Source organism: Lacisediminimonas profundi (assembly GCF_008831265.1).
GTDB classification, from domain to species: Bacteria; Pseudomonadota; Gammaproteobacteria; order Burkholderiales; family Burkholderiaceae_D; genus Lacisediminimonas; species Lacisediminimonas profundi.
Genome location: NZ_VTTH01000004.1, coordinates 91,413 through 116,917 on the forward strand (window position 1 = coordinate 91,413; position 25,505 = coordinate 116,917).

Annotated in this window: 26 protein-coding genes; 18 read left to right on the plus strand and 8 right to left on the minus strand. The window is 60.3% G+C overall.

Features of this window, described 5'->3' with window-relative positions:
* Positions 1-4: 4 nt before the first annotated feature.
* Entirely contained in the window at positions 5-568 is a 564-nt protein-coding gene (gene folE, locus FVE66_RS12730; protein WP_151447832.1) for a GTP cyclohydrolase I FolE, read from the minus strand.
* 121 nt (positions 569-689) lie between these two features.
* Here folE and FVE66_RS12735 point away from each other — a divergent pair, with 121 nt between their 5' ends.
* From FVE66_RS12735 to FVE66_RS12745, 3 genes are all read left to right on the plus strand, one after another.
* Positions 690-1,205 carry a tetratricopeptide repeat protein gene (locus FVE66_RS12735; protein ID WP_161993270.1) on the plus strand — a complete coding sequence of 172 codons (516 nt, stop codon included), beginning with the start codon at positions 690-692 and terminating at the stop codon, positions 1,203-1,205.
* A 312-nt stretch (positions 1,206-1,517) separates the two neighbouring features.
* Complete coding sequence (locus FVE66_RS12740) at positions 1,518-1,955, plus strand: hypothetical protein (RefSeq protein ID WP_151447834.1); 438 nt, start codon at positions 1,518-1,520, stop codon at positions 1,953-1,955.
* A 160-nt stretch (positions 1,956-2,115) separates the two neighbouring features.
* Complete coding sequence (locus FVE66_RS12745; RefSeq protein WP_161993272.1) at positions 2,116-2,580, plus strand: type III secretion system chaperone; 465 nt, start codon at positions 2,116-2,118, stop codon at positions 2,578-2,580.
* Between the two features lie 371 nt (positions 2,581-2,951).
* On the opposite strand, the gene nhaR is transcribed toward FVE66_RS12745, so the two are convergent.
* Complete coding sequence (gene nhaR / locus FVE66_RS12755) at positions 2,952-3,869, minus strand: transcriptional activator NhaR (RefSeq protein WP_151447837.1); 918 nt, start codon at positions 3,867-3,869, stop codon at positions 2,952-2,954.
* Positions 3,870-4,114: 245 nt separating this feature from the next.
* Here nhaR and FVE66_RS12760 point away from each other — a divergent pair, with 245 nt between their 5' ends.
* A complete protein-coding gene (locus tag FVE66_RS12760; protein ID WP_151447838.1) occupies positions 4,115-4,906 on the plus strand; it encodes a TerC family protein in 792 nt (263 codons plus the stop codon).
* A gap of 62 nt (positions 4,907-4,968) precedes the next feature.
* Complete coding sequence (locus tag FVE66_RS12765; protein ID WP_151447839.1) at positions 4,969-5,244, plus strand: DUF6139 family protein; 276 nt, start codon at positions 4,969-4,971, stop codon at positions 5,242-5,244.
* A gap of 57 nt (positions 5,245-5,301) precedes the next feature.
* Here the strand turns inward: FVE66_RS12765 and FVE66_RS12770 are convergent, their stop codons facing one another.
* A complete protein-coding gene (locus tag FVE66_RS12770) occupies positions 5,302-6,315 on the minus strand; it encodes an AI-2E family transporter (protein ID WP_151447840.1) in 1,014 nt (337 codons plus the stop codon).
* A 305-nt stretch (positions 6,316-6,620) separates the two neighbouring features.
* Here FVE66_RS12770 and FVE66_RS12775 point away from each other — a divergent pair, with 305 nt between their 5' ends.
* Positions 6,621-7,751, plus strand: coding sequence for a mechanosensitive ion channel family protein (locus FVE66_RS12775; protein ID WP_151447841.1), 1,131 nt, complete (start codon positions 6,621-6,623; stop codon positions 7,749-7,751).
* A 43-nt stretch (positions 7,752-7,794) separates the two neighbouring features.
* Here FVE66_RS12775 and FVE66_RS12780 read toward each other — a convergent pair whose 3' ends face one another.
* Complete coding sequence (locus FVE66_RS12780) at positions 7,795-8,523, minus strand: SOS response-associated peptidase (RefSeq protein WP_151447842.1); 729 nt, start codon at positions 8,521-8,523, stop codon at positions 7,795-7,797.
* Between the two features lie 527 nt (positions 8,524-9,050).
* Between FVE66_RS12780 and FVE66_RS12785 the strand changes: the two genes are divergently transcribed.
* On the plus strand, positions 9,051-9,428 hold the full coding sequence (locus tag FVE66_RS12785; RefSeq protein WP_241673201.1) for a hypothetical protein: 378 nt from the start codon (positions 9,051-9,053) through the stop codon (positions 9,426-9,428).
* A gap of 101 nt (positions 9,429-9,529) precedes the next feature.
* Here the strand turns inward: FVE66_RS12785 and FVE66_RS12790 are convergent, their stop codons facing one another.
* A complete protein-coding gene (locus tag FVE66_RS12790) occupies positions 9,530-10,423 on the minus strand; it encodes a pirin family protein (protein WP_151447843.1) in 894 nt (297 codons plus the stop codon).
* Positions 10,424-10,489: 66 nt separating this feature from the next.
* On the minus strand, positions 10,490-11,089 hold the full coding sequence (locus tag FVE66_RS12795; RefSeq protein WP_151447844.1) for an FMN-dependent NADH-azoreductase: 600 nt from the start codon (positions 11,087-11,089) through the stop codon (positions 10,490-10,492).
* A gap of 116 nt (positions 11,090-11,205) precedes the next feature.
* Here FVE66_RS12795 and FVE66_RS12800 point away from each other — a divergent pair, with 116 nt between their 5' ends.
* The gene (locus FVE66_RS12800; protein ID WP_151447845.1) at positions 11,206-12,177 is read left to right on the plus strand and encodes a LysR family transcriptional regulator; all 972 of its coding nucleotides are present in this window, start codon (positions 11,206-11,208) and stop codon (positions 12,175-12,177) included.
* A 30-nt stretch (positions 12,178-12,207) separates the two neighbouring features.
* On the opposite strand, the gene FVE66_RS12805 is transcribed toward FVE66_RS12800, so the two are convergent.
* Positions 12,208-13,197 (minus strand): LysR family transcriptional regulator, encoded by a 990-nt coding sequence (locus FVE66_RS12805; RefSeq protein WP_151447846.1) that lies wholly within the window; start codon positions 13,195-13,197, stop codon positions 12,208-12,210.
* A 466-nt stretch (positions 13,198-13,663) separates the two neighbouring features.
* On the opposite strand from FVE66_RS12805, the gene FVE66_RS12810 reads away from it, so the two are divergent.
* The 6 genes from FVE66_RS12810 (at position 13,664) to FVE66_RS12835 (ending at position 19,598) form a co-directional block, all read left to right on the plus strand.
* Entirely contained in the window at positions 13,664-14,371 is a 708-nt protein-coding gene (locus tag FVE66_RS12810) for a TerC family protein (RefSeq protein WP_151448150.1), read from the plus strand.
* Between the two features lie 63 nt (positions 14,372-14,434).
* Positions 14,435-14,866, plus strand: coding sequence for a universal stress protein (locus FVE66_RS12815; RefSeq protein WP_151447847.1), 432 nt, complete (start codon positions 14,435-14,437; stop codon positions 14,864-14,866).
* 214 nt (positions 14,867-15,080) lie between these two features.
* Complete coding sequence (locus FVE66_RS12820) at positions 15,081-16,112, plus strand: Bug family tripartite tricarboxylate transporter substrate binding protein (protein ID WP_151447848.1); 1,032 nt, start codon at positions 15,081-15,083, stop codon at positions 16,110-16,112.
* A gap of 93 nt (positions 16,113-16,205) precedes the next feature.
* Positions 16,206-16,724, plus strand: coding sequence for a tripartite tricarboxylate transporter TctB family protein (locus FVE66_RS12825; protein ID WP_151447849.1), 519 nt, complete (start codon positions 16,206-16,208; stop codon positions 16,722-16,724).
* A 37-nt stretch (positions 16,725-16,761) separates the two neighbouring features.
* Positions 16,762-18,291, plus strand: a complete 1,530-nt coding sequence (locus FVE66_RS12830; RefSeq protein WP_151447850.1) for a tripartite tricarboxylate transporter permease — start codon at positions 16,762-16,764, stop codon at positions 18,289-18,291.
* A 293-nt stretch (positions 18,292-18,584) separates the two neighbouring features.
* Positions 18,585-19,598, plus strand: a complete 1,014-nt coding sequence (locus FVE66_RS12835; RefSeq protein WP_151447851.1) for a 2-dehydropantoate 2-reductase — start codon at positions 18,585-18,587, stop codon at positions 19,596-19,598.
* 99 nt (positions 19,599-19,697) lie between these two features.
* On the opposite strand, the gene FVE66_RS12840 is transcribed toward FVE66_RS12835, so the two are convergent.
* Positions 19,698-20,306, minus strand: coding sequence for a Crp/Fnr family transcriptional regulator (locus FVE66_RS12840; RefSeq protein WP_151447852.1), 609 nt, complete (start codon positions 20,304-20,306; stop codon positions 19,698-19,700).
* A 290-nt stretch (positions 20,307-20,596) separates the two neighbouring features.
* Here FVE66_RS12840 and oxc point away from each other — a divergent pair, with 290 nt between their 5' ends.
* From oxc to frc (FVE66_RS12860), 4 genes are all read left to right on the plus strand, one after another.
* The gene (gene oxc / locus FVE66_RS12845; RefSeq protein ID WP_151447853.1) at positions 20,597-22,324 is read left to right on the plus strand and encodes an oxalyl-CoA decarboxylase; all 1,728 of its coding nucleotides are present in this window, start codon (positions 20,597-20,599) and stop codon (positions 22,322-22,324) included.
* A gap of 28 nt (positions 22,325-22,352) precedes the next feature.
* Positions 22,353-23,612 (plus strand): formyl-CoA transferase, encoded by a 1,260-nt coding sequence (gene frc, locus FVE66_RS12850; protein WP_151447854.1) that lies wholly within the window; start codon positions 22,353-22,355, stop codon positions 23,610-23,612.
* A 108-nt stretch (positions 23,613-23,720) separates the two neighbouring features.
* Entirely contained in the window at positions 23,721-24,167 is a 447-nt protein-coding gene (locus FVE66_RS12855; RefSeq protein ID WP_151447855.1) for a PAS domain-containing protein, read from the plus strand.
* A gap of 75 nt (positions 24,168-24,242) precedes the next feature.
* Positions 24,243-25,490: a formyl-CoA transferase gene (gene frc / locus FVE66_RS12860; RefSeq protein WP_151447856.1), complete on the plus strand. Its 1,248-nt coding sequence runs from the start codon at positions 24,243-24,245 to the stop codon at positions 25,488-25,490.
* Positions 25,491-25,505: the final 15 nt, after the last annotated feature.

Genomic DNA, 25,505 nt, shown 5'->3' on the forward strand with positions numbered 1-25,505 from the left:
TCGCTTACTCTCGCGCCAAGGCCAGGAATTCTGTTCGCATTCCCAGGTTCGGCTGCAGTTCACCGAGCATGGCCGAGGTCACGGTCTCTTCCCCGGGGGTGCGTATTCCCCGGCTTTCCATGCACATGTGCCGGCATCGCACGACCACGCCAACCGCCTTGGGACGCAGATGGAACATCATGGCGTTCGCGATCTGGCTCGTGAGGCGCTCCTGCACCTGCAGGCGTTTGGCGAAGCAGTCGACCAGGCGGGTGAGCTTGGACAAGCCGACGATACGCCCGTCCGGCACATAGCCGACGGTCGCGGTTCCAAAGAACGGTGCCAGGTGGTGCTCGCAATGGCTGTAGACCGGAATGCCGCGCACCACGATCAGTTCGTTATATTCTTCGGCGCCATCCTCGAAGGTCTTGAGTATTTCCGCCGGATCCTGCTGGTAGCCCGAAGTCCAGTGCGCCCATGCCCGGCCCAGCCTTGCGGGCGTGTCCGACAGGCCGGGGCGATCCGGATTTTCACCCAGGCTGGAAATGAATCGCCTCCAGTCTTCGCTCGAAAAACTATCTCCTGCCATTTTATTTCCTTAATGCAAATATTGATGTCGCCTGTGCAATGCGGCAACATAGCTTACCGCAAGCGTCGGAGACGGGTGCGCGCCAGGAAGGGGGTGTAAAGAGATGAGACGGCTTGCCGCCATGTTGATGATTGCCGTGTGTGCCGCGCCGGCGTTGGCGGAGGCCGGCGACACTCTTGATACCGGCACCGGGAACCGAAGGGAGATCCTGAGGGATGCCAGCATCCATATCCGGGAAAAATTGCCGGATCCGGGGGCCTTGTTCTCCCGGGCTCGCGCGCTTGCCGAGCAGAACAAGGTCAACGAAGCGATCGAGATCTATACCGCATTGACGCGGACCCATCCGGAATTGGCGGAGCCATACAATAATCTCGGCGTCCTCCTTTTGTGGTTCGGCCAGTACGAGAGGGCCGAGTCCACCTTCAGCGAGGCGCTTCGCATCCAGCCAGGCTATGTCGAGGCGCAGGAAAACCTGGGCGATGCGCACGTGCGCATGGCCATGCGTGCCTATGACCGGGCGGCCCGCCTGGATCCCGATGATCCGGGTGCGCGCGAGAAAAGCAAACGCCTGCGTCCCATCATTCAGGGCAAGGGCGGCGTCATCAGCGTCAGTCTGTCGGAACCTCGGTCACGGTAGCTGGGACAAAAGGCGCCAAAGGCACGAAAGGGACAAAACGTATTCGATGCTTCAATCGGTTCAAGTGAGGGTCGTCAGGCTCATGGAACCGATTGTCGCCCGATGTTACATAGCCCCGCATCTCAAGATCAGATGCCTTCCGCCATACCAGGATCAGAAGGAGTGTCCCTCATGTCGAATAAATTGAATGGCCTTTCGTCCGGCTTGTCATCGCTTCAGTCCCGCCCTGCGTCCAGCGCCAGGCCTGCCACCGCAACTTCGGTTCCGCCGCTCCCGGTCGCCGGCAAGCCCAATCGATCGGGCATCGGCAATGTGCAGATCCGCAGCGATATCGACCGCCGCAAAGAGGATCGCGAGGTGGATGGGCTGCAAAATGTCACCGAACTTTCGGTCGGGTCGACCAATTCACTGGTCCAGGTGCTGGCGGAAGCGCTGTCGAAGAACGTGGCCTTGCAGGCAGGCATTTCGCCGGATGATGCCGCCATTCGCTCATCATTTTTTGCAATGCGGCGTCATGTTGTTCAAATGATGCTTCCCCAGCGCGGAAAGGGGGCGGATCTCGACCAAGTAAAGAAATTTTGCCAGTTGTGGGCGGCGACTGATCCCGTAGTTCGCGCCAAGTTTGAGTTCGGCGATGCATTTGAACGCATTGCCCTGAGCGTCATCCGCGACTACAAGCAGGACGGCAGCGATGCTGGTGGGCAGGTGCAGTTGGTCGTTGTATCTCGCGCGCCCACCGCGCCGATCTGACCACGACACTTCGGTCAGGGCCTGCCCTTGCTTATGTTCGGTTATGGAACTTATTGTTCGCTGATGTTACATAGGTCGCGGTGATCCACATGGGGTTCGTGTTTCGCGCGACCTCATGTCCGGCTTGCCTTCCACTCGAACCACCGCGCAGAGGAAGACCATGTCCATCAGTCTCGAACTGGCCCAGATGATCGTTCAGGAACTGGGGCCGCAAACCACGGAAATCGATGCGGTGCTGCAGCAGGATGAAAGCAACTGGGTGCTGATGCTGGAAGACGAATCAGCCATCACCATCGAGTGGGCCAGCAACCCTTCGCGGCTGGTGTTGAGCGCCAATCTGGGACGTCCCGGCGAGGGCTCGCAGTTGCCTGTCTATGAGACGCTTCTGTCCTACAACCTGTTGTGGCAGGACACTGGCGGGGTTCGCATGGCAATCGACGGTCCGCAGGGCGAAGTGATGTTGATTTATGACCTGTTCGATGACCACCTCACGGTTGCCGATCTCCAGACTGTCGTGCTGAATCTCGCCAGCATCGCCGGTATTTGGCGCGATTACGTGAAAAAGGACAACAGCACTGCTTCGCTGCCACCCATCGGCAGCGAAAGCGTCCACTTGCGTGCGTGATTCGACCGGATGCTTGAATGACCATTAATGGCCCAAGAAATTCGGGAAGCACCCCGTTCGCTTCCGGCGTTGATTTTCCTGGCGGGCCGGCCGCGGCGGACAAGCAGCAGGCAAGCGGGAGCCCGGCGGTTGGCGCGCGCATCGGGACCAGCACGGACCCGCTTCCATCGCCGCCTTCGCAGGATCTCAACAGTGGGTCGGCACGAACCGAGCCGGTGCTGAGGCAGGGGGTGGTCGGGCTCAATTTTGGCTTGCGCCGTCTCGAGGACTTCTTGTCCGAACTCGAGCAGGCCCAGCAAGCCCAGCAGCCAACTGGGCAGCCAAGCGGCGAATAGGCGGCACAGGCCCGCCGGCGTGCGGAAGGGCGGCTTTCAGATTTCCTTCGAAAAGAATCCGCGGTCGATTGCAGTCAGGATCGCGTCGATGGCGGGATGCTTGATCTTGCGTTCGTTGGAGATTGCGTAAAACTGCTCCTTGACACGTGTCATCTCCCCGACTGGTACGCCGCTGAATTGTTCCAGGACATCTTTTGCAAGGGCCGAAGGCGCAGGAAAAAGGCCCAGCCCGCTTCGCCCAAAAGTATTCAGCAGGGCGTTGTCATCGAATTCACCAACGATATCCGGCCGGACCTCATTTGCCTCGAACCATTGGTCGATACGGGCACGGACCGCATTGTTCCGGGTGGGCAGCAGGATCGGCGCTCCCGTCAGGCTTGCAGGGAAGCTGGCGCGAAACTTTTGTGCCAGCTCACTGACGCCGAACAGGCTGATTTCACTTTCCCCGAGAAGATGACTGAATACGCGCAGCGTGGTGCCGTGTGGAACCGGGCGATCAGTCAGGACGACATCGAGTTTATGCACCGAGAGGTCGCCGAGCAGCGACTCGAATTTGTCCTCGTAACAGACCAGTTTGACCTTTTCCGGCAGGCTGAGCGCGGCTTCAAGCAGGCGCGCCGATATCAGCTTGGGGAGTGAATCCGAAATGCCGACTGTCAGGCGTACGGTGTGCTCGATTTCCGAATCGGCGAGTGCGTCGACCAGTTGCCCTCCGAGCAGGAAGATCTGGTCGGCGATGCCCAGCGCCACGCGGCCGGCTTCAGTCAGCACCAGCCTTCGGCCTTGCGGTGCCAACAGGGCTTTGCCAAGCGATTGCTCGAGCATGGTCAACTGGGCGCTGATTGTTTGCACTGCCACATCAAGCCGCTCGGCGGCACGCGTGACACTGCCCTCCTTTGCCACCACCCAGAAGTAATACAAGTGTCGGTAATTCAGGCCCGTGCCTTTTGCCATGCTTCGTTTTTTCCGAATTAAAACTCCCATTATCTTCACTTTTACAAAAAATGGAAGATCGTTAAGATGGGCCGTTGTCGTGATCGGGCGAACAACTTTGGGGTATCGTCGGGAACGAATGCCGTAGTTTCATCTCTTCATATGGAAGGACTATCCGATGCAATCCACGGCCGAGTTCGCCGGTATCATCGACCGGGCGCGCAGTGCGGGTGCCCTCTTCTGCCGTGCGCGGGCGGGGGTCAATCATGCTTGAATTACTTGCTGATCCGCAAATCTGGATCGCCTTCTTTACCCTGACCGCGCTGGAACTGGTGCTGGGAATCGACAACATAATCTTCCTGACCATCCTGGTCGACAAATTGCCGCCGGAGCGCCGGGAATTGGCACGCAAGGTAGGTCTGTTCTTCGCAATGTTTACCAGGATCGCGCTGCTGCTGGTGCTGGCCTGGATAGTGGGACTCACCGCTCCCTTGTTCACAGTGCTGAGCCAGGAAATCTCGGGGCGCGACTTGGTGCTGATCTTTGGCGGACTATTCCTGCTATGGAAAAGCGTGGGTGAAATCCACGAAATCACCGTAGGCGCGTCGCATGAGGTAACGGTCAAGGATGCGGTGCAAGTGAGTTTTGCCGTTGTCATCATGCAGGTGATGCTCATCGACATCGTGTTTTCCCTGGATTCGATCATCACCGCCGTCGGCATGGTGGACGAGGTGGCGGTGATGGTTGCAGCAGTGATCGCCTCGGTCTCGCTGATGATGGTGTTTGCCGGCGCCATTGGCCGCTTCGTGTCGGCGCACCCGACGATCAAGATGCTGGCACTCGCTTTCCTGGTGGCAATCGGCGTGATGCTGATAGCGGAAGGCTTCGATCACCATGTGCCCAAGGGATATGTGTATTCGGCAATGGCCTTTTCGCTTGTGGTGGAAATGTTGAACATCCGGATGAGGAAGAGCACCGCGCCGGTGAACCTGGTTTCACACGCAGTGCATGTGGAGGAAGCAAAATCTCGGCATAGTGCCACCCGCAACGATCGTTGAGTGTGGCGTCTTCGTGTAGTACGGAAGCCGATTCCGGTTTCCGGATTTTTACAGGAGAAAACATGAGGCTGGATATTTACCGACGTCCCGAGCAAGGGGGCCGCTATTCTTACCTTGCGGTTCCCGCAACAAGATATATTCCGGAGGAAGCGAATGCGATCGACTGGGAAGCGGCGCAACTCGGCGTCGACTTCGCGGAGAGCGACGACGCGCTGATGCAGTTCCTGATCGAAAAGCCCACCGAGCAGATCAGCTCGAAAGGGTATGCCATTACCAGCGTGCGCTGGCTTGGTGTTCCGGGCCATGCCAGCAGTCCCGCTTTTCACTCCAGTCCGTGATCTGATCCGGCGCGGGCGCATGATTTGCGCCCGCCTGATTTCCCCGTCGACTTCTCCTCAGACCAGCCCCTGGTCCGCCAGCTCCCGCTTCGCATAGGCGTAGAAGACAGGCGCTGCCACCACTCCCGGCAAGCCGAAGATCGCTTCCATCACCAACATTGCTGTCAATAATTCCCAGGCATGGGCATCGACGCGCGAGCCCATGATCTTCGCATTGAGAAAGTATTCGAGCTTGTGGATGACGACCAGGTAGGTTAGCGCCACGACTGCAATGGTCAGCGACTGGGACAATGCGATCACGACGATCACGGCGTTGGAAACAAGATTGCCGACCACGGGCAACAGGCCGACGATGAACGTGACGGCGATCATGGTCTTGCGCAGAGGCAGGTGAATGCCAGCCAGCGGCAGCGCAACCAGCAGGAACAGTGCGGTGAAAATTGCGTTCAGCGCCGCGATCCTGACCTGCGCAAACGCTATGCTCTTGAAAACCGTGCAAAGTGTCGCGACCCGCGCCCCCAGCGCCCTGGACAAGGGTGCGACATGGACCGTGTGCGCGGCGTCATAGGTGGCCGCCATGGCGCCGATGATCATGCCGACGAGCATGTGCACCGCTGTCCTGCCGGCCTCCTCGCCGAATGTCCGTGCGTCCTGGGCATGGCTTCGCATCAGTTCCGTCAGTTGCTGCTGCAGTTCCGTGACACCGTAGGGCAGCGAGCGGCGCAACCACTCCGGCATTTCATTGCGCGAGGCATCGATGATGTCGGCCATTTTCTGTAACAGGACCGGCACGCTTCCCGCTTCGCTGCGGAAAAACGACACCAGCCCCCAGCCTGCTGCGCTCAGGGCCAGCACGACGAGGCCGGCAAGGAATCCTGCGGCGATCATCTTTGCGTTGCGGCTGCTCGCCCTGCGGCCCAGCGCCGGCGCCATCATGTGGACCAGCGCATTGACCAGCAGGCCCGCGAACAGGGCCGCCAGCAGGCCCAGGCGCAAAGTCAGTACGAGGGCGACGGAGGCGAGCAGCCAGGATGCTATTTCCGGAACGGATGCTTGGATTCTGGTTTGCATGGTGGATAGTGGAAGCGTGGCACCGGGCCGTGACTTGCGTTTGCACAAGCAATTCAACAAAAGCCGGGCACTGGTCAGTGCGGAAGCTTCATCCTGCCCGGCGCTGCCTGTTCCCGGATCTTCAAATTCCAATAGTACCTTGCAGCGCGAGCTTTTCCCGGGGGGGGCGGGCTGGCCAGGTGGCGGACTGGCGGTCAATGCCGTATGCCGCAATGCAAGTCATCGGTTTTCGGCAGATCATCGACCGGTTCCTGCTCGCTCGGGATCGACTGTAGATCGACTGCAAATCGCGAACACTGCCCAGAATGAACGATGTTCTCCGCAATCTGATGGAAGCCATCGCCCATGTGCTCCTGCCGTGGCTGGCGCTGGTAGAACGCGTCCCCTTGATCGCAATCGGCGTGGAGGTGCTGCTCGTGTGGGCGGGAGTGTACCTTCTGCATCGGATAGGCACGCGGGTGCTGACGCGCATGTCGGCCCCGTTTCCATTTTCCAGGAGGATCGTTGCCTACAGCAACGGAGCCGGCCGCATGGTGGTGTTCCTGTTGTTGCTTCAGGTGGTATTGCGAAACAACCTGAATGCGCTGGCGACCATGCCGTTGCTGCTGCATGTTTCCGCCTTGTTGCTGATCACGGCGATTACCTGGCTGGCTGTTCGCGTCGTGCGCGCGGTCGCGGACACCATCGTCGAACGCAATCCCGCGACCGATCCCGACAACCTGGAAGCGCGGCGAGTGCAAACCCAGACCAAGGTGCTGTCGCGCTCGGTAATGGTGATGATCGTCCTGATCGGGTCCGGCATGGCCTTGTCGACCCTGCCGATGATGCGTCAGCTTGGCACCAGCCTGCTGGCCTCGGCTGGTGTGGCGGGCCTGGTGATTGGTTTTGCCGCCAAGCCGGTTCTGAGCAACCTGCTGGCCGGCATGCAACTGGCCATCACCCAACCGATCAGACTCGATGACGTGGTCATCGTCCAGAATGAATGGGGCTGGATAGAAGAAATCACGGGGACTTACGTCGTGGTTCGCATCTGGGATCAGCGCCGCATGATCGTGCCCTTGCAGTGGTTTATCGAGAATCCGTTCCAGAACTGGACGAGATCGAGTTCGGAACTCCTCGGGACCGTCGAATTCTGGGCCGATTTTTCGCTTCCCGTGGATGACATCCGGGCGGCCGCGCTTCGTTTCTGCGAGGCAGCGCCCGAATGGGATCGGCGCTTGTGCCTGGTACAGGTCATCGATGCCAACGACAAGGCAATGCGCCTGCGGGTGCTGGTCAGTGCGGTTGACGCCGGCCGTTGCTGGGATCTGCGCTGCCGCATCCGCGAACAGCTGCTCGGCTATATCAGTGAACGCTACCCGCATGCGTTGCCGCGCCTGCTCATGACGTCTTCCCAGGCGCCAGCGGGATCGGGGGATCGGGGGATAGGGGGATAGGGGGATAGGGGGATAGGGGGCGTACGGCCCTCTTGCAGCGGCCTCAGAACAGGCCTGGCGGAGAGTCGGTTGCAGGCGGGATCGTTGGCGTGGCCGCGACCGGTTCGATCAGGCCGGGCCCGTCGTTGCCCGCCCGGTTCACCTGCGTGCTGACTGGATACCATGTGAAGTCCTCGGCTGGACGGCTCATGACCCGGGCCATTTGTTCGGCCTGTTCCGCCCCAAGTTCCGGATCGAGCCACAAGGCAGCATCGGCGGCGGAAAACACGACCGGGCGGCGATCATGGACGTCCACCATTCCGGCGTCGGCCGCTTCCGTGACGATGGCAAAGCCGCAGCCATTGTCCGGATCCCGGTCCGGTCGCAGTCCGGCAATCGCGGCCAGGAACATGGGCCTGTCGTTTGCAAGCCGGATATACCACGGCATTTTTTGCCCCGGCTTGCCGGTCCATTCATACCAGCCGTCGGCGGGAACAATGACCCTTCCTTCGCGCCACAAGGGCGCGAAAAAGCGGCCGGTCGCGGCTTTCTCGATGCGCGCGTTGATGGCCGGCGGCATCCCCTTCGACACCGCCCAGCGTGGGCGATACCCCCAATGCAGGCGGTCGACATGGCAAGCACCGTCGGGCAGGCGGTGCAGCAGCAGCGGCGTGGTGCCAGGCGGGATGTTGTAAGCAGGTTGGCCAGCGAGTTCGAGACCGTCCGCGCTATCCCAGCCGATCTCGGCGATGTATTCCGCGGGAGTCCTGCGTTGCGTGATTCGTCCGCACATCGGGTCTTGAAAAAATTTGGAGGCAGCAGCCAGCCTAACCTGCCTGCCGGGCAGATTCAAGCGGGTGCCGGTGGAGATTCACACACTGTCCGGCGGCGCGCCGATGCCGGCAAAAACGGTGCGGTTCAGTAACGCTGGTCAATGTCGGCCAGAAGATCGGCCACGACGACCAGCATGCCCGCGACGATGGCGGCGACGGCGAGTATCAAGACCGTGATTGCGACGGAAGTCATATCCGGATTCCCCCTTGATGCTCGCGCCGTTGCTTGAGGATTCATTATCGGCACTGCGACGGGGAACGAAATTGCGAGACCTCAACTCCGATAAAGACACTGGGCATGTTGGCAAGCGTGTCCAGGACTCCCCGGGGAGCAGACCTGGGGGAAACGACGGTGGTGCGAAACCAGTTGCTCTGCCACTTGTTGCACATCAAAGAAGTGCATGGTTGGAGGAAATTATGGCCACGCCATCGTGTCCCTAGGTCAGCACAAGAAATAATTCCGAAACCACATCGAAAGCGAGATGCCATGTCGTCCGAAACCCTGACTAGCCAAGAGTCCTACAATCCAAATCGCCTGCTCGACATCTTGATCGAACGCCTGCATCTGAAGAACGATGCAGCCTTGTCGCGGGCGCTGGAAGTGGCCCCGCCGGTAATCAGCAAGATCAGGCATCGTCGCCTGCCGGTGGGTGCATCGATGCTGATCCGCATGCATGAAGTGAGTTCGCTGTCGGTGCGCGAGTTGCGCGACCTGATGGGGGACCGGCGCACCAAGTACCGGCTGTCCGATGCCCAGGGCAAGCCAAAGCCGGCCATGGACGCTGGCGGGCAGCCGCAGCCTCAGGGGCAAGCCCCGCAGCAGCCGCCTCCGCTCCACACCACGCATTCCCCGCACTCACGTTGAGTGTTGCACCAGGGGGATCGGGGCCGCGCTGCGAGGGCAGGCGGCCCTCCGGGATTGGGAAGGAGCCGGTAAAAACGGCCAGACGGTCCGGAATGCCGGAGCTAGTTTGCCAGCCTTCCCGACTGGAAATCTTCCACCGCCTGGATCAGTTCTTCTTTCGTGTTCATCACGAACGGGCCGTATTGCGCGATCGGCTCGTTGAGCGGCTTGCCGGCAATCACCAGCACCTTGGCCGCTTCATCCAAGGCAGTAAACTCGACGCCGCTTGCCTGCATGTCGTTGGTATTGTTGGTATCGTTGGCCAGTATCGCCATCTGCCGGCTTTGGACCGTCGTGCCCTTGACCGACACAGCGCCCCGATAGACATAAACAAAAGCATTGTGGCCTTCGGGCAGGGGCTGGCGAAAGCGCTTGCCGGCCGGCACCGTCACGTCGAGATAGATCGGTTCCGTGATGTCACGCCGGACCGCGCCCTCCACGCCATGGCTGGCGCCGGCGATGACAATGCCTTCCACGCCATCGGCCGTTGTGAAGCGCGGCAACTGGCCGGCAGGAATGTCGCGGTACCAAGGGGCGCGCATCTTGTCTTTCGCCGCCAGGTTCAGCCACAGCTGGAAGCCCTCCATGCGGCCGTCTTCCTGCTCCGGCAGCTCGGAGTGGATCACCCCACGACCTGCCGTCATCCATTGCACGCTGCCGTTTTCCAGCAGTCCTTCGTTGCCGGCGCTGTCGCGGTGGCGCATGCGTCCGGCGATCATGTAGGTGACGGTCTCGAAGCCGCGGTGCGGATGGTCCGGAAAGCCGCCGATGTAATCCTCCCGCTGGTCGGTGCCGAAGGCGTCAAGCATCAGGAAAGGATCCAGCCGCCGCTGCAGTGGCTGGGTCAATACGCGGGTCAGCTTGACGCCGGCCCCGTCGGAGGTGGCCACGCCGTTCACCAGACGCTCGACGCCTCGCGATACAAATGCGCTGTCCAATTGTGTTGACTCTTGCATGATGCTTTCCTTTCCTGTGCCCGCCGCGGGCATCCTGCGCGCGGCGGGGAACTGTTCAAATACGGCTCAGGCAGTGACCAGGTCGATCTGCTCGTGGGCCGATGTGATGGCTGACTGCTCGGCTTCCGCACCCATTGCCAGGCCTTCCGCGTACACGAACCGGACATCCGTCATGCCGAGGAAGGCGAATACCGTTTTCAGGTAGGGAACCTGGGAATCCGCTGGCGTGTTGCGGTAGACGCCGCCGCGAGTCAGCACGACATAGACCGTCTTGCCCTTGAGCAGGCCTTCGGGACCATTCGCCGTGTACTGGAATGTTACCTTCGCCCGCGAGATTGCATCGATCCAGTTTTTCAGTTGGGTCGACACGCCGAAGTTGTACATCGGCACGCCAAGAACGACCACGTCGGCCGACTGGATCTCGCCGATCAGGGCGTCGTCCTGTGCAACCCGCCGGGCTTGCTCCGGGGTGCGGGCATCGACTGGCGTAAACAGGGCGCCAAGCGCCTGCTCGTCAAGCGCCGGGTGCGGATTCTGGGCCAGGTCGCGAAGGGTGACTTTCGCGCCAGGATTTTGCTCGACCAGGCGTTCGGTCAGCACGCCGGCCAAGCGGGTAGATTGCGAGCCATCGGTGCGTGCGCTGGAATTGACTTGAAGGATGTTCATTTTTTGCTCCGGTTCGGTTTCAGTACAGCCAGTGTAGATGTACCGAAATCAATCCGGAAGACGGTAAAATGGATAACATTGTCCCACTGGTGAGACAATGAGCCGAGGGCTGGAACATGAAGCTTGAACCCAATGATCTGCTTTTGTTTGCGCATGTCGCCGAGACAGGCAGCTTCAGCCGCGCTGCCCAGAGGCTGGGCGTGCCGAAATCGACCGTCTCGCGGCGGCTGGCCATGCTCGAGACCCATCTGGGCGAGCGCCTGCTGTTGCGCACCACCCGCAAGCTGACCCTGACTGACTTTGGCCTGGGCGTACTCGAGCATGCACGCGGCGTGCAGAATGAAGTGGAGGCGGCGCAGTCGCTGGCGCAGCACCGGCAGGTCGAGCCGAGCGGGCGCCTGCGCGTCTCGATGCCCGCTGACCTGGCCAGCACCGTGCTGGCCCGCATGCTGGCAGACTTCATCACCCGCTACCCGGCCATCAGCCTTGAACTGGACCTGTCGCCACGCCGGGTCGACCTGATCGGCGAAAATTTCGACTGCGCCTTGCGGATGGGTCCCCTGCCCGACGATGCGACCCTGGCCGCCCGGCGTGTCGCCGCGTTTTCAGCAGGGTTGTATGCGGCCCCGGCCTACCTGGCGCGCGCCGGCGAGCCAGCCGAGCCGGAGGCGCTGATGGGGCACGGCGCGTTGAGGCTGCTGCGCCGGACCGGCGAGGCCGAGCATTGGGTGTTGAACCGGGGCGAGCAGGTCTGGGAGGGCGCTCCTCCGGCCCGCGCCGCCATCAATTCTCCGGACTTGCTGATCAGGCTGGCACGACTTGGCGGCGGCATTGCGGCAGCCTTGGACCACTATGCCGAACCCTATGTGGAGAGCGGAGAGCTGGTTCCGGTCCTGCCTGGATGGAGCCTTCCCAACGTCACTGCCTGGGCCGTTTTCCCCGGACGGAGGCTGATGCCGGCGCGCACCCGCGTATTCATCGACGCGGTGCAGGCGCAGTTCGACAGTCCGCAGTGCCGCGCAGTTGAGGATCGCATTGCCCGGCTGCGCGGCTTTGGCGGCCCGAATCAGGCGCTGCCCACCCCCTGACAAGCCGACCCGGACTGCTCTGTTCAGGAATCAGCTTTCCTGCCCGGCAGTCCGTGTGTTCCGCGAGCGTGGTTTGGTCCGCGGCGGCTGCAGCAGGCGCGGATCCAGCCTGGTCAGCTGTTCCAGCAATGGTGCGCCCTCGGCCAGCAGGAATTCACGGAATGCCTGCGCGACTGGCGGCAGGCGTTTGTTGCGGCGATGGACCAGGTACCAGTTGTGCATGACCGGCAACTCCTGCACATCCAGCACCACCAGGCTCTTCGCCTGCAGTTCCAGTCCTATCGTATGCGCGGACAGGAAGCTGATGCCCATCCCCGCCATCACGGCTTGCTTGATGGTCTCCGTGCTCTTGATTTCCATCGCGATGTTCATTCCGGGAAGATGTTGTGCCAACCCCTCTTCCATCGACTTCCGGGTGTCGGATCCCTTTTCGCGGATGATCCAGGGCGCATCCGTCAGGGCGGCGATGGGGATATTTTTTTCCCGTGCCAGCGGATGGCCTGGCGCCGCGACCACCACATAAGGGTGCGGCGCGAACGATTCATTGACCGTGTCCATGTCAGTGGGCGGCCGCACCATGATGGCGAGGTCAGTCATGTTGTCGGCCAGCTGGCGCAGGAGTTCCTCGCGGTTGTGGACCGAGAGGTTGAGTATGACGCCCTGATGCCGGCCAGCGAAATTGACCAGCAGCCGCGGCAGGAAGTAGTCGCCGGCGCTGATCACCGCGACATTCAGCCGTCCGCCCGTGACACCCTTGAACTGGGTCATCGCCTCCTCCGCCGCCTGAAAGTGCGCGATGATCGCGCGACTGTGATGCAGCAATTCGGTGCCGGCGGGCGTCAGGTAGATCTTCTTGCCCAGCTGCTCGAACAGGGGCATGCCGACATGTCCTTCAAGTGTCTTGACCTGGGTCGAGATTGCGGGCTGGGTCAGGTGCAGCTCTTCAGCTGCGCGCGAGAAGCTGGAGTGGCGGGCCACCGTCTCGAATACTTTCAATTGCCGCAAAGTGGCATTTCTCATCGTGATGCTTGCCTGCCTGTGGGCGGCTAATCCATAATAAAAACAGAATGATTATGCCTAAAACATTCAGCTATTGCTAATCGTTATTTCTGCCGGCGATGGCGTCCGTGCAAGCAAAGGACGCCGGCGCCGGTGTCGGCCAGTCCCCGATGCGGCAACCGGTCACATCAGGGCGAAAGTTGATCTCCCTGCTATGGAAAGAATGGCTACGGGAGGCAAATTTTTTGGCCTTGTGATTTTTCCCGTCGGGATACTCGCATACAATTGACCACCTCAAATGAGTACCCGAATTTATGAAAACTTGACTTCGGTCAATCGGGATTGTTCGGGATTTGTCGCAGTATTCTCGTGCGCGCTGTTTCTGGTGACCGGATTGGCTGGAGTGTTCCTCCGCTTTGTCCGCAGAACCGGTCCTTCGCCATAAATCAAGCGGTCCCAGGGCCGCTCCAATGGAGCTTCAGACATGATGGAAATGATGTACAGCTCGGTATTCTGGGTAGCACTGGCCCAGATCATCGGCATCAACATAATTCTCTCCGGCGACAACGCCGTGGTGATCGCCCTCGCTGCACGGTCGCTTCCGGCCGAGCAGCAAAAGAAAGCCGTGATCTACGGCAGCGTGGCGGCGATCGTCATGCGGATCATCCTCACGGTGGTTGCAGTCAGCCTGCTGAGCCTGCCCTACCTGAAGCTGGTCGGCAGCATATTGCTGTTGTGGATCGGCGTGCAGCTGCTGCTGCCAGAAGACGACGGCGAAGGTCACGGCCCGAGCGCCAGCAACCTCGGCGCGGCTATCCGCACGATCCTGATCGCCGATCTCGTGATGAGCCTCGACAATGTGCTTGGCGTGGCAGCGGCTGCAAAGGGCAACATCGTACTTCTGATCGTTGGCCTGGCAATCAGCATCCCGTTGATCATTTTCGGCAGCACCGTCATCCTCAAGCTGATGGATCGTTTCCCGGTCATCATCACGGTCGGCGCCGCCCTGCTCGGTTATGTCGCCGGTGAAATGCTGGTTGGCGATCCGGTCCTCGCTGCATGGTTCAAGACGCAGCCGCTCTTGCACGACGTGATACCGTATGTCGGTGCCGCACTCGTGGTCCTCATCGGAAAATGGATGAGCCGCGGTCGGCCCAAGGCACACGGTGTCGAAATCGAGAGCGAAGTCCGCTGATCACCGCGGACCAGATCGCATAGAACCAAACAGATACAGAAACAGACAGGCGAAGGAGCTTTAATGATCAAGCTGATGATTCCCGTGGACGGCTCGGAAGGTTCGTCGCGAGCAGTGCGATATGCCATCAATACCGCCGGACTTTACAAGGATCCGGTCGAGCTGCACGTGCTGAACGTGCAGCACCCGATTGTCTCCGGCAATGTGCGCCATTTCATTTCGCACGAAGAGCTGGACCGCTATTACCGCGAGAACGCCGATGCGGCAATGAAGCCGGCAATCGAGTTGCTTCAAAAGGCCGGCCTGCACTACACCACCCACACGGCGCTCGGCGACCCGGCGGAAACAGTGGTGCAGATGGCAAGGGAAAAGGGCTGCGCCCAGATCGTGATGACCCCGCGCGGATTAGGAAACATGGCAGGCATGCTGCTTGGTTCCGTAACCTCCAAGGTCATCCACCTGTCGACCGTGCCGGTGTTGCTGGTCAAGGAATGAAGCTGGTTCAGCATTGAATAATTCGACCCTCGGCTAAAGAGGGCTGGGACTGCCGCAAATGGCAATCCCGCAAAGAGGTGATTCGGCAGGTCGGGATGTAATCGCGACATCAGTACCCCCTCTCAAAAAGAGGGGGGCTGGCCGCACAAGATCAGTCGCCGGACAGCATGTGGGCGGCAGGTGTGAAATCTATATCAATAATCAGGAGACATTCATGCGTAAAGCATCGATTTCGTTGGTGGCAGGTGGTCTCAAGCGTGCAGTCACGGCAGGCTTCATCGCTGCTGCCTTTGCTGCAGTTGCCCCGTCCGCATTTGCGGCATGGGAGCCGACCAAGCCGGTCGAGTTCGTGATCCCCGCAGGCACAGGCGGCGGCGCTGACCAGATGGCGCGCTTTATCCAGGGCATCATCGTCAAGCACAACATGATGAAGCAGCCACTGATCGTGGTGAACAAGTCCGGTGGCGCCGGCGCCGAGGGCTTCCTCGACGTCAAGAACCACAAGGGCGAGCCGCACAAGATCATCATCACCCTTTCCAACCTGTTCACGACACCGCTCGCAACTGGCGTGCCGTTCAACTGGAAGGACATGACCCCGGTTTCGATGATGGCGCTGGACCAGTTCGTGCTGTGGGTGAACGCAGAGTCGCCACACAAGACTGCCAAGGAATACATCGCCGCAGTCAAGGCAGCCGGCCCAAGCAAAATGAAAATGGGCGGCACCGGATCGAAGCAGGAAGACCAGATCCTGACGGTTGGCGTCGAAAAGGCCACCGGCACAAAATTCATCTACATCCCGTTCAAAGGGGGCGGTGAAGTTGCGGTCCAACTGGTGGGCAAGCACATCGATTCCTCGGTCAACAACCCGATCGAAGCCGTCGCCCAATGGCGCGCCGGCAAGCTGCGTGCACTGTGCGTCTTTGACGATGAGCGCATGCCGTACAAGACCAAGGTCACCGCTACCCAATCCTGGAACGACATCCCGACCTGCAAGGAATCGGGTGTGCCCACCGACTACGTGATGTTGCGCGGCATTTTCATGGCGCCAGGCGTCACCAAGGATCAGACGGATTACTACGTCAACGTCCTGAAGAAAGTCCGCGAGACCCCCGAGTGGAAAGAGTTCATGGAGAAGGGTGCCTTCAACCAGACCTCGATGACTGGCCCGGACTTCGTCAAATGGCTGGAAAAGGCTGAGCAGCAGCACAAGACGCTGATGCAGGAAGCCGGCTTCATCGCCAAGTAATATCTCAAGCGGCAGGAGGACAGGAGGACGCACGCAGTGTGCCCTCCTGTCTGATCAGTCGCCTTCAATAGTCCACAGCAGGAGTTTTTCCACATGGATCACCATACGGATGCCGGCGCACCGCGTTCCGGCGTGCCCACCTACATCGTCGAGGCTGTTGTCGCCGTCCTCGTATTGATTCTCGGCCTGACGGTCATCTACGGCAGCCGCAAGCTCGGCTCTGGCTGGACCAGCGATGGTCCGGGGGCTGGCTACTTCCCCTTCTATATCGGCCTGATCATCTGTATCTCCGGCGCGGGGATCCTGTGGCAGTCGGTGTTCGGCAAAGAGCGCAATACCGAAATTTTCGTCGACAGCGAGCAGCTCAAACGCGTGCTGTCAGTGCTGATTCCGGCAGCGGTCTACGTCGGTGCAATCCAGGTTCTCGGCCTTTATGTCGCGTCCGCGATCTACATCGCATTGTTCATGATCATTCTGGGCAAGTACTCGCCGCTCAAGAGCGTAATCCTGGGCATCGTCATCAATGGATTTTTCTTCGCGCTGTTCGAAATCTGGTTCAAGGTCCCGCTGTTCAAGGGCATGATTAACTTGCTCAGCTTTACTGGGTATTGAGCCGGTTGCTAACCGACTCTGAAAACGAGGTGTTGGAATGGAAGAATTAAACGCCCTCTTCTCGGGCTTCGCAACGGTCCTGTCGCCCATGAATGCATTGCTCATGGTGATCGGCATCGTGCTAGGTGTTCTCATCGGCGTGCTGCCGGGACTTGGTGGCGCCAACGGCGTCGCTATCCTGTTGCCGCTGACTTTCTCGATGTCGCCAACGTCGGCGATCATCATGTTGTCGTGTATTTACTGGGGTGCGCTGTTCGGCGGTGCCATTACCTCGATCCTGTTCAACATACCGGGTGAGCCATGGTCGGTGGCGACCACCTTCGACGGCTATCCGATGGCGCAGCAGGGCCGCGCCGGCGAGGCACTGGCAACCGCCTTTACCTCGTCCTTCGTCGGCGCGCTGGCGGCGGTCATCATGATCACCTTCATGGCGCCGCTGGTGGCGAAGTTCGCACTGAAGTTCGGACCTCCGGAGTTCTTCGCGGTGTACCTGCTGACCTTCTGCAGCTTCGTCGGCATGGGCAAGGGTTCGCCGTTCAAGATCCTGGCGTCAATGGCGATCGGCTTCGGCCTTGCCGCAGTCGGCATGGATACCGTCACCGGACAGTTGCGCCTGACTTTCGGCCTGCCTGACCTGATGCGCGGTTTCGACTTCCTGATCGCGGTGATCGGCTTGTTCGGTATCGGTGAAATCCTGCAGTCGATGGAAGAAGGCCTGGCATTTTCCGGCAAGAGCGCGAAGATCAATCCCAAGGTCGTGTTCGAAACCTGGAAGAAGCTGCCCAGCTACTGGGCGACCTCGGTGCGCAGTTCGCTGGTCGGCATCTGGATGGGCATCACCCCGGGTGGCGCGACGCCTGCATCCTTCATGAGCTACGGCCTGGCCAAGCGCTTCTCCAAGAACGGCGCGCGCTTCGGCTCCGGCGAAATGGAAGGCGTGGTCGCGCCTGAAACCGCAGCCCACGCTGCCGGTACCAGCGCGCTGCTGCCAATGCTGGCACTGGGTATCCCGGGTTCGCCGACCGCCGCAGTCCTGCTGGGTGGCCTGCTGATCTGGGGCTTGCAGCCAGGTCCGCTGCTGTTCGTCGAACAGAAGGACTTCGTCTGGGGCCTGATCGCCAGCATGTATCTCGGTAACCTGGTCGGATTGATCGTGGTGCTGACGACCGTGCCGCTGTTTGCATCGATCCTGCGCATTCCGTTCTCGATCATCGCACCTGTGATCATTGTGATTTGCGCGATTGGCGCCTACACCGTGCATAACGCGATGCTCGACATCTGGTTCATGCTGCTGTTTGGCTTGATCGGCTACATCTTCAAGAAGCTTGATTACCCGCTTGCGCCGTTGGTGCTGGCACTGGTACTGGGCGACAAGGCAGAAGACTCGTTCCGTCAGGCCATGCTGGTATCGCAGGGCGAGTTGTCGATCATGTGGTCCAACGCGCTGGTCGGTTCGATCACTACGCTGGCACTCCTGATGTTGTTCTGGCCGCTGATCTCCCGTGCGATCGCCCTGGTTCGCCCTCCGAAGGTGGATGAACTGGCAGCGCAGCGTCCGGTGGATTGATGCGGTAACCGTTGCAGATGCACGCAGTCCGGCTTGGCCGGCTGCATCAGGCGGCGCCTTCGGGCGCCGCTTTTTTTTTGCGCAATCGGCGATGCTTTTGCGTTGCAGCAAACCGTCCTTTTCGGGTTTTCATTTCTTAATCCGGAATGCAATTTCTCATGGTGACTATTTGTCCCCTTTCTCTACTTTTTGCATTGCAGCAAAGCGGCCCCTTGTGCAGAATCGGATTTTTCAATCGGGGTCAGGGACATCACGGCGACGCGGTGCCTTGAACAACAGCAGGGGACGTAAAAGTGAAAATAGCAATAGTGGGAGCGGGGGGCATTGGCGGATACGTTGGCGCAAAGCTGGCGCTGGCCGGGGAGGACGTGACTTTCATCGTGCGCGGCGCCAACCTGGAGACGATCAGCAAGAACGGCATCAAGCTGATCACGCAGGATGGCCAGGAGCGCATCGCAACCAATGTCCGGGCCACCAATAATTACAAGGAGGCGGGCCCGCAGGATCTGGTGATCCTGGCGCTGAAGGCGCATCAACTGGAAGCCGTGGCCAATGATGTGCCCGATCTGTTCGGCCCGGAGACCGTGGTGATCCCGATGCAGAACGGTATTCCCTACTGGTACTTCCACCAGCATGGCGGCGAGCTGGCCGGCCGCCGTGTCGAGTCGGTGGATCCGACCGGACTGATCTCGGCGAAAATTCCCGCAGAGCGCGTTCTCGGTTGCGTGGTCTACCCTGCTTCCGAGCTGGTCGCGCCGGGCGTCGTCATGCATATCGAGGGTGAGCGTTTTCCGCTGGGCGAGCTGGACGGGTCGAGCAGCGAGCGAGTCAACCGGGTCGCGCAGTGCTTCACCAATGCCGGCTTCAAGTCCCCGGTGCTGGACAACATTCGTGCCGAAATCTGGCTCAAGCTGTGGGGCAACCTCACTTTCAATCCCATCAGCGCGCTGGCGCATTCGACGCTGGTGGACATTTGCCAGTTTCCGCTGTCGCGCGAGCTGGCAGCCAACATGATGACCGAGGCGCAGGCCATCGCCAACAAGCTGGGCATCGAGTTCCGGGTGTCGCTGGAAAAGCGGATCGCTGGCGCCGAGAAAGTGGGCAAGCACAAGACCTCGATGCTGCAGGACGTGGAAGCGGGGCGTGCGCCGGAAATCGACGCGCTGGCGGGATCAGTGATCGAGCTGGGCAGGCTTACGGGTACGCCTACACCGCATATCGATACCGTCTATGCGCTGGTGAAACTGTTGGGAAGGGAAATGGAAGAAAAGGCAGGACATGTACGGCTGATGCCGAACATCGATTGAGGAGTGTCGGGGCTGCCCGCGCTCAGCCCGGGCTTGGTCCAAGGCTGCCCGTGTGCTGCCCGCGACCTCGCACATGCCGGCGGCCGGCGGCATGTGCCCTCAGATCTTGCCCTGGTGTTTCAACCTGCTGAGCGTTTCCGCTGAGAGGTTCAGGTAGGTTGCCAGTTCTTTCTTGGGAATTCGCTCGAACAGGTCGGGATGCTTGCGCAGGAAGCGATGTACCCGTCCCGGCGCGTCCAGCAAGTGCAGCGTGATCGTATGGGCCATGATTTCGCTCATCAGGTGCATGACCTCGTATTCGAAGGTCTGCTTGACGTCCGGGTAGCGTTCCATGAACGCGATCCATTGCATCAGCGGCAGCTTGGCCACGCGCGAGCGGGTGACCGACACGATGCTGTAGGGAGTAGGCGTCTTCAGGCGCCATGCCGCATAGCTGGTCTCAATGTCCCTTGCTTCGGCAAAGCGCAGGATCATTTCCTTGGCCTGGGAATTCGTCACTACCCGCTTCAGCAGGCCATCGAGAACGAAGTACTGCTCCATCTCGTGCACGCCCTGGTGCAACAGGAAATCTCCCTTGTTGCAATCGACAATGACGAGCAGGGGTTCCAGCTCGGCCCACTCCTGCTCGGTCATTCCCTTGAGCACGAGATTCTGGCGCAGTTGCACGCGAATGATGTTGCGTTCCGGATGGTCGGCTACAGACGACATTTGACCTCGTTTTCTTGCATTTCAGACAGTGGCCACATGATCCGGTACAAATTGACCGCGGTCAATGAGAACAACGGCAGCCTCTCTCTATGATATTGGCAACCTGCAGCGGGTGCCTTGACCGGGCACCACCAGGTAAATCGGGAATAACTTGAAAATTGACCGCGGTCAATGGTAAACCCCGATCGCAATTCCTATCATACCGCGACGGTGCAGGTCCACCCTGTGCAGATGATGAGCGAGACGCCGTCGTATTGCTCACCCCTTATCGAATAAAGAGATATGTGATCATGACAACCGAGACACAAGAACGAGAGCTCACCGACGGGTTCCATCTCATCATCGACGCCATGAAGGCGAACGATATCGACACCATCTACGGCCTGGTTGGCATTCCGATTACCGACCTCGCCAGGTTGGCGCAGGCAGAGGGAATGCGCTGGATCGGTTTCCGTCATGAAGCCAATGCGGTCAACGCCGCAGCCATCGCCGGCTACCTGACCAAGAAGCCGGGCATTGCGATGACCGTGTCGGCTCCTGGCTTCCTGAACGGCCTGGTCGCCTTGGCCAATGCTACCGTCAACTGCTTCCCGATGATCATGATCAGCGGCTCCTCCGAGCGCGAGATCGTCGACCTGCAGCAGGGTGACTACGAAGAGCTCGACCAGCTCAATGCCGCCAAGCCGTATGTCAAGGCAGCCTATCGTATCAATCACGTCGAGGACATCGGCATCGGCATGGCACGTGCCATCCGCGCAGCCGTGTCAGGCCGCCCGGGCGGTGTCTACCTCGACCTGCCAGCCAAGCTGATGGGCCAGGCCATGGACGCCATCAAAGGGCAGAAGTCGATCGTGCGCGTGGTCGACGCTGCGCCGGATCAGCCTCCTTCGCCCGAGTCGGTGAAGCGCGCGCTGGAAGTGCTCAAGTCCGCCAAGCGTCCGGTGATCATGCTGGGCAAGGGCGCTGCCTACGCCCAGGTCGACGCCGAAATTCGCGAACTGGTCGAGAAGACCGGCATCCCTTACCTGTCGATGTCGATGGCCAAGGGCCTGTTGCCCGACAATCATCCGCAATCGGCACAGGCCGCCCGTTCCTACGCGCTGGCCAAGTCCGACACCGTGCTGTTGATCGGCGCCCGCCTGAACTGGCTGCTGTCGCATGGCAAGGGCCCGACCTGGGGTGGTACGGACCACAAGGACTGGGCTGAAAAGAAATTCATCCAGATCGACATCTCCGCGCAGGAAATGGACAGCAACGTGCCGATCGACGCGCCGCTGGTTGGCGACATTGGCTCCTGCGTCAAGGCCCTGCTGGCCGGCCTGGGCGATTTCCAGAAGCCTGCAGCCGAGTGGACCGGCGCCATTGTCGAAAAGCGCGAAGCAAATATCGCCAAGATGGCCAAGACGCTGGACGCCAATCCGTCGCCGATGAACTTCCATAGCGCCCTGCGCGCCATGCGCGACGTGCTCAAGACCCGTCCGGATGTCTATCTGGTCAACGAAGGCGCCAACACGCTCGACTATGCGCGCAGCATCATCGACATGTACCAGCCGCGCAAGCGCCTCGACTCAGGCACCTGGGGCGTGATGGGTATCGGCATGGGCTACGCCATCGGTGCTGCCGTCACCAGCGGCTTGCCAGTGGTGGCCCTCGAGGGCGACTCCGCGTTCGGATTCTCGGGCATGGAAGTCGAAACCATTTGCCGTTACAACCTGCCGGTCACCGTGGTGATTTTCAACAACAACGGTGTCTACCGCGGTTGCGACGTCAACCCGACCGGCGGTGCCGACGTGGCTCCGACGGTGTTCGTGAAGGGTTCGCGTTACGACATGCTGATGACCGCATTCGGCGGCGTTGGCGTGACCGTCACCACGCCGGATGAGCTGGCAAAGGCGCTGGCTGAAGGCATCGCCTCCGGCAAGCCGACCCTGATCAATGCAGTGATCGACGAGAAAGCCGGAACCGAAAGCGGCCGCATCAGTCACTTGAATCCTACAAGCGCAGCAACCAAAAAATAAGCTAACCGACGAAAAGGAGCTATCCACCATGAACAAACCTCTCCAAGGTATTCGCATCATCGACTTCACGCACGTGCAAGCCGGTCCCGCATGTACCCAGATGCTGGCCTGGTTCGGCGCAGACGTGATCAAGGTCGAGCGTCCCGGTTCCGGCGACGTCACCCGCAGCCAGTTGCGTGACATCCCCGATGTCGATGCGCTGTACTTCACCATGCTCAACAGCAACAAGAAGTCGTTGACGCTGGACACCAAGACCCAGGCCGGCAAGGAAATCCTGGAAAAGATGATCAAGACCTCCGACGTGATGGTCGAGAACTTCGGCCCCGGCGCGCTGGACCGCATGGGCTTCACCTGGGAGCGTATCCAGGAATTGAATCCGAAGATGATCCTGGCTTCGGTCAAGGGCTTCTCCGACGGCCACCACTACGAAGACCTGAAGGTCTATGAAAACGTGGCCCAGTGCGCCGGCGGCGCCGCTTCGACCACCGGCTGGTGGAAAGGCGAGCACTCCGAGCCGACGATCTCGGCTGCTGCGCTGGGTGATTCCAACACCGGCATGCACCTCGCAATCGGCATCCTGACCGCCTACATCGGCCGTCAGCAGACCGGCCGTGGCCAGAAAGTGGCCGTGTCCATGCAAGACGCCGTGCTGAACCTGTGCCGCGTCAAGATGCGCGACCAGCAGCGCCTGGACCGCCTGGGCTACCTGGAAGAGTATCCACAGTACCCGCACGAGGCCTTCGGTGATGTCGTTCCCCGCGGCGGTAATGCCGGCGGCGGCGGCCAGCCGGGCTGGATCCTGAAGTGCAAGGGCTGGGAAACCGATCCGAACGCGTATATCTACTTCACGGTCCAGGGCCACGCCTGGGCGCCGATCTGCGACGCACTCGGCAAACCGGAATGGAAAACCGACCCGAACTACACGACGCCGAAAGCACGTCAGCCGCACATCATGGACATCTTCGCCACGATCGAAGACTTCATCAAGGACAAGACCAAGTACGAAGCGGTCGACATCTTCCGCAAGTACGACATCCCTTGCGCACCGGTGCTGTCGATGAAGGAACTGCTGAACGACGAATCGCTGCGCAAGAGCGGCTCGATCGTTGAAGTTCCCCACAAGGAGCGCGGCAGCTATTTCACCGTTGGCAGCCCGATCAAGTTCTCGGACCTGAAGCCGGAAGTCACCGGATCGCCGCTGCTGGGCGAGAACACCGACGAGGTTCTGGAAAGCCTGGGCTACAGCCAGGACCAGATCAAGGCATTGCACGCCGACAAGGTGGTCTGATCACGGCAGCTTGATGGTCAGGACTCGGTAACAGGCAAGGACGGCGTTCAATTTGGGCGCCGTCTTTGCATGGAGCCCCTCTCCAATTTTTTCCAAGGGAACTGCGCTATGCAATCTTCGATCGACTACAGGCAACTGGTGGAAGCAGTCGGGGACGGGATCATGGCGTCTGACGCCAGCGGTCTGATCACGCTCTGGAACCCGGGCTGCGAGCGGATATTCGGGTTTACCGAGGCCGACGCGCTGGGCAAGTCCATGGACATGATCATTCCCCAGCCGCAGCAGCAACGCCACTGGGATGGTTATCACAAGACCATGGCGACCGGCATCACACGCTACGGCCATGATTTGTTGCGGGTTCCTGCGGTGCACAAGGATGGCCGCCGGCTGTCGATCGCATTCACCGTAGCGCTGCTGCATGGCGCGGATGGCAAGGTTGCCTCGATCGTGGCGGTGATTCGTGACGAGTCCGCACGTTTTGCTGAAGACCGCAACCTGCGCAAGCGGGTGGCCGAACTGGAAGCACAGGTGGCAGTACAAGGAAAGCCGGACTGAATCCGGTTTGGCCGGCGCGGCCGGCACGGTGGGTTAACATAGGGGTTGATCTTCAACTTCCTGGCAGGATATTTCATGAGCAAAGCATTAGACGGCGTCAAGATCCTTGATTTCACCCATGTCCAGTCGGGTCCGACCTGCACCCAGCTGCTCGCATGGTTCGGCGCCGATGTGATCAAGGTCGAGCGTGCTGGGGAGGGCGATGCCACGCGTGGGCAGCTACGCGACATTCCCGGCGTGGACAGCCTTTATTTCACGATGCTCAATCACAACAAGCGTTCCATCACGCTTGACACCAAGAAACCGCGCGGCCGCGAAGTACTGGACACGCTGATCAAGGAATGCGACGTACTGGTCGAAAATTTCGCGCCCGGCGCGCTCGACCGCATGGGCATCACCTGGGAGCACATCCAGAAAATCAACCCGCGCATGATCCTGGCATCGGTCAAGGGTTTCGGCCCCGGCCCGTACGAAGACTGCAAGGTCTACGAAAACGTTGCGCAGTGCGCCGGCGGATCGGCATCGACCACCGGTTTTGACGATGGCCCGCCAATGGTGACCGGCGCCCAGATCGGCGACAGCGGAACCGGCCTGCACCTGGCGACGGGCATCATCGCCGCGCTTTACCAGCGGACCATGACCGGACGCGGCCAGAAGGTGCTGGCACCGATGCAGGATGCCGTACTCAACCTGTGCCGTGTCAAGCTGCGCGACCAGCAGCGGCTGGAACGCACCCATACGCTGCATGAATATCCGCAATATCCGGATGGCAAGTTCGGCGATTCAGTGCCGCGCGCAGGCAACTCTTCCGGCGGCGGACAGCCTGGCTCCATCCTGAAATGCAAGGGATGGGAAACCGATCCCAATGCCTATATCTATTTCATCACGCAGGCCGCGGTATGGCCGGCGGTGTGCAAGGTGATCGGCGAAGAAGACTGGATCGAGGACGAGGCATACAAGACGCCGCAGGCGCGCCTGCTGCACCTGAAGCCTATTTTCGATCGCATCGAAAAATGGACCATGACCAAGACCAAGTACGAGGCCATGGATATCCTTAACAAATACGACATCCCCTGCGGACCAATCCTTTCAATGAAAGAGATTGCCGAGGAGCCGGCCCTGCGTGCCACCGGCACCATTGTCGAAGTGGACCATCCCACGCGCGGCAAATACCTCACCGTGGGCAATCCGATCAAGCTCTCCGACAGCCCTACCGACGTGACGCGCTCGCCCTTGCTGGGCGAGCACACGGAAGAGGTGCTGACGCAGTTGGGGTACAGCGCGGACGACATCGCTCAAATGCGACAAGAACGCGTGATCTGAACCAGGACAAACAAG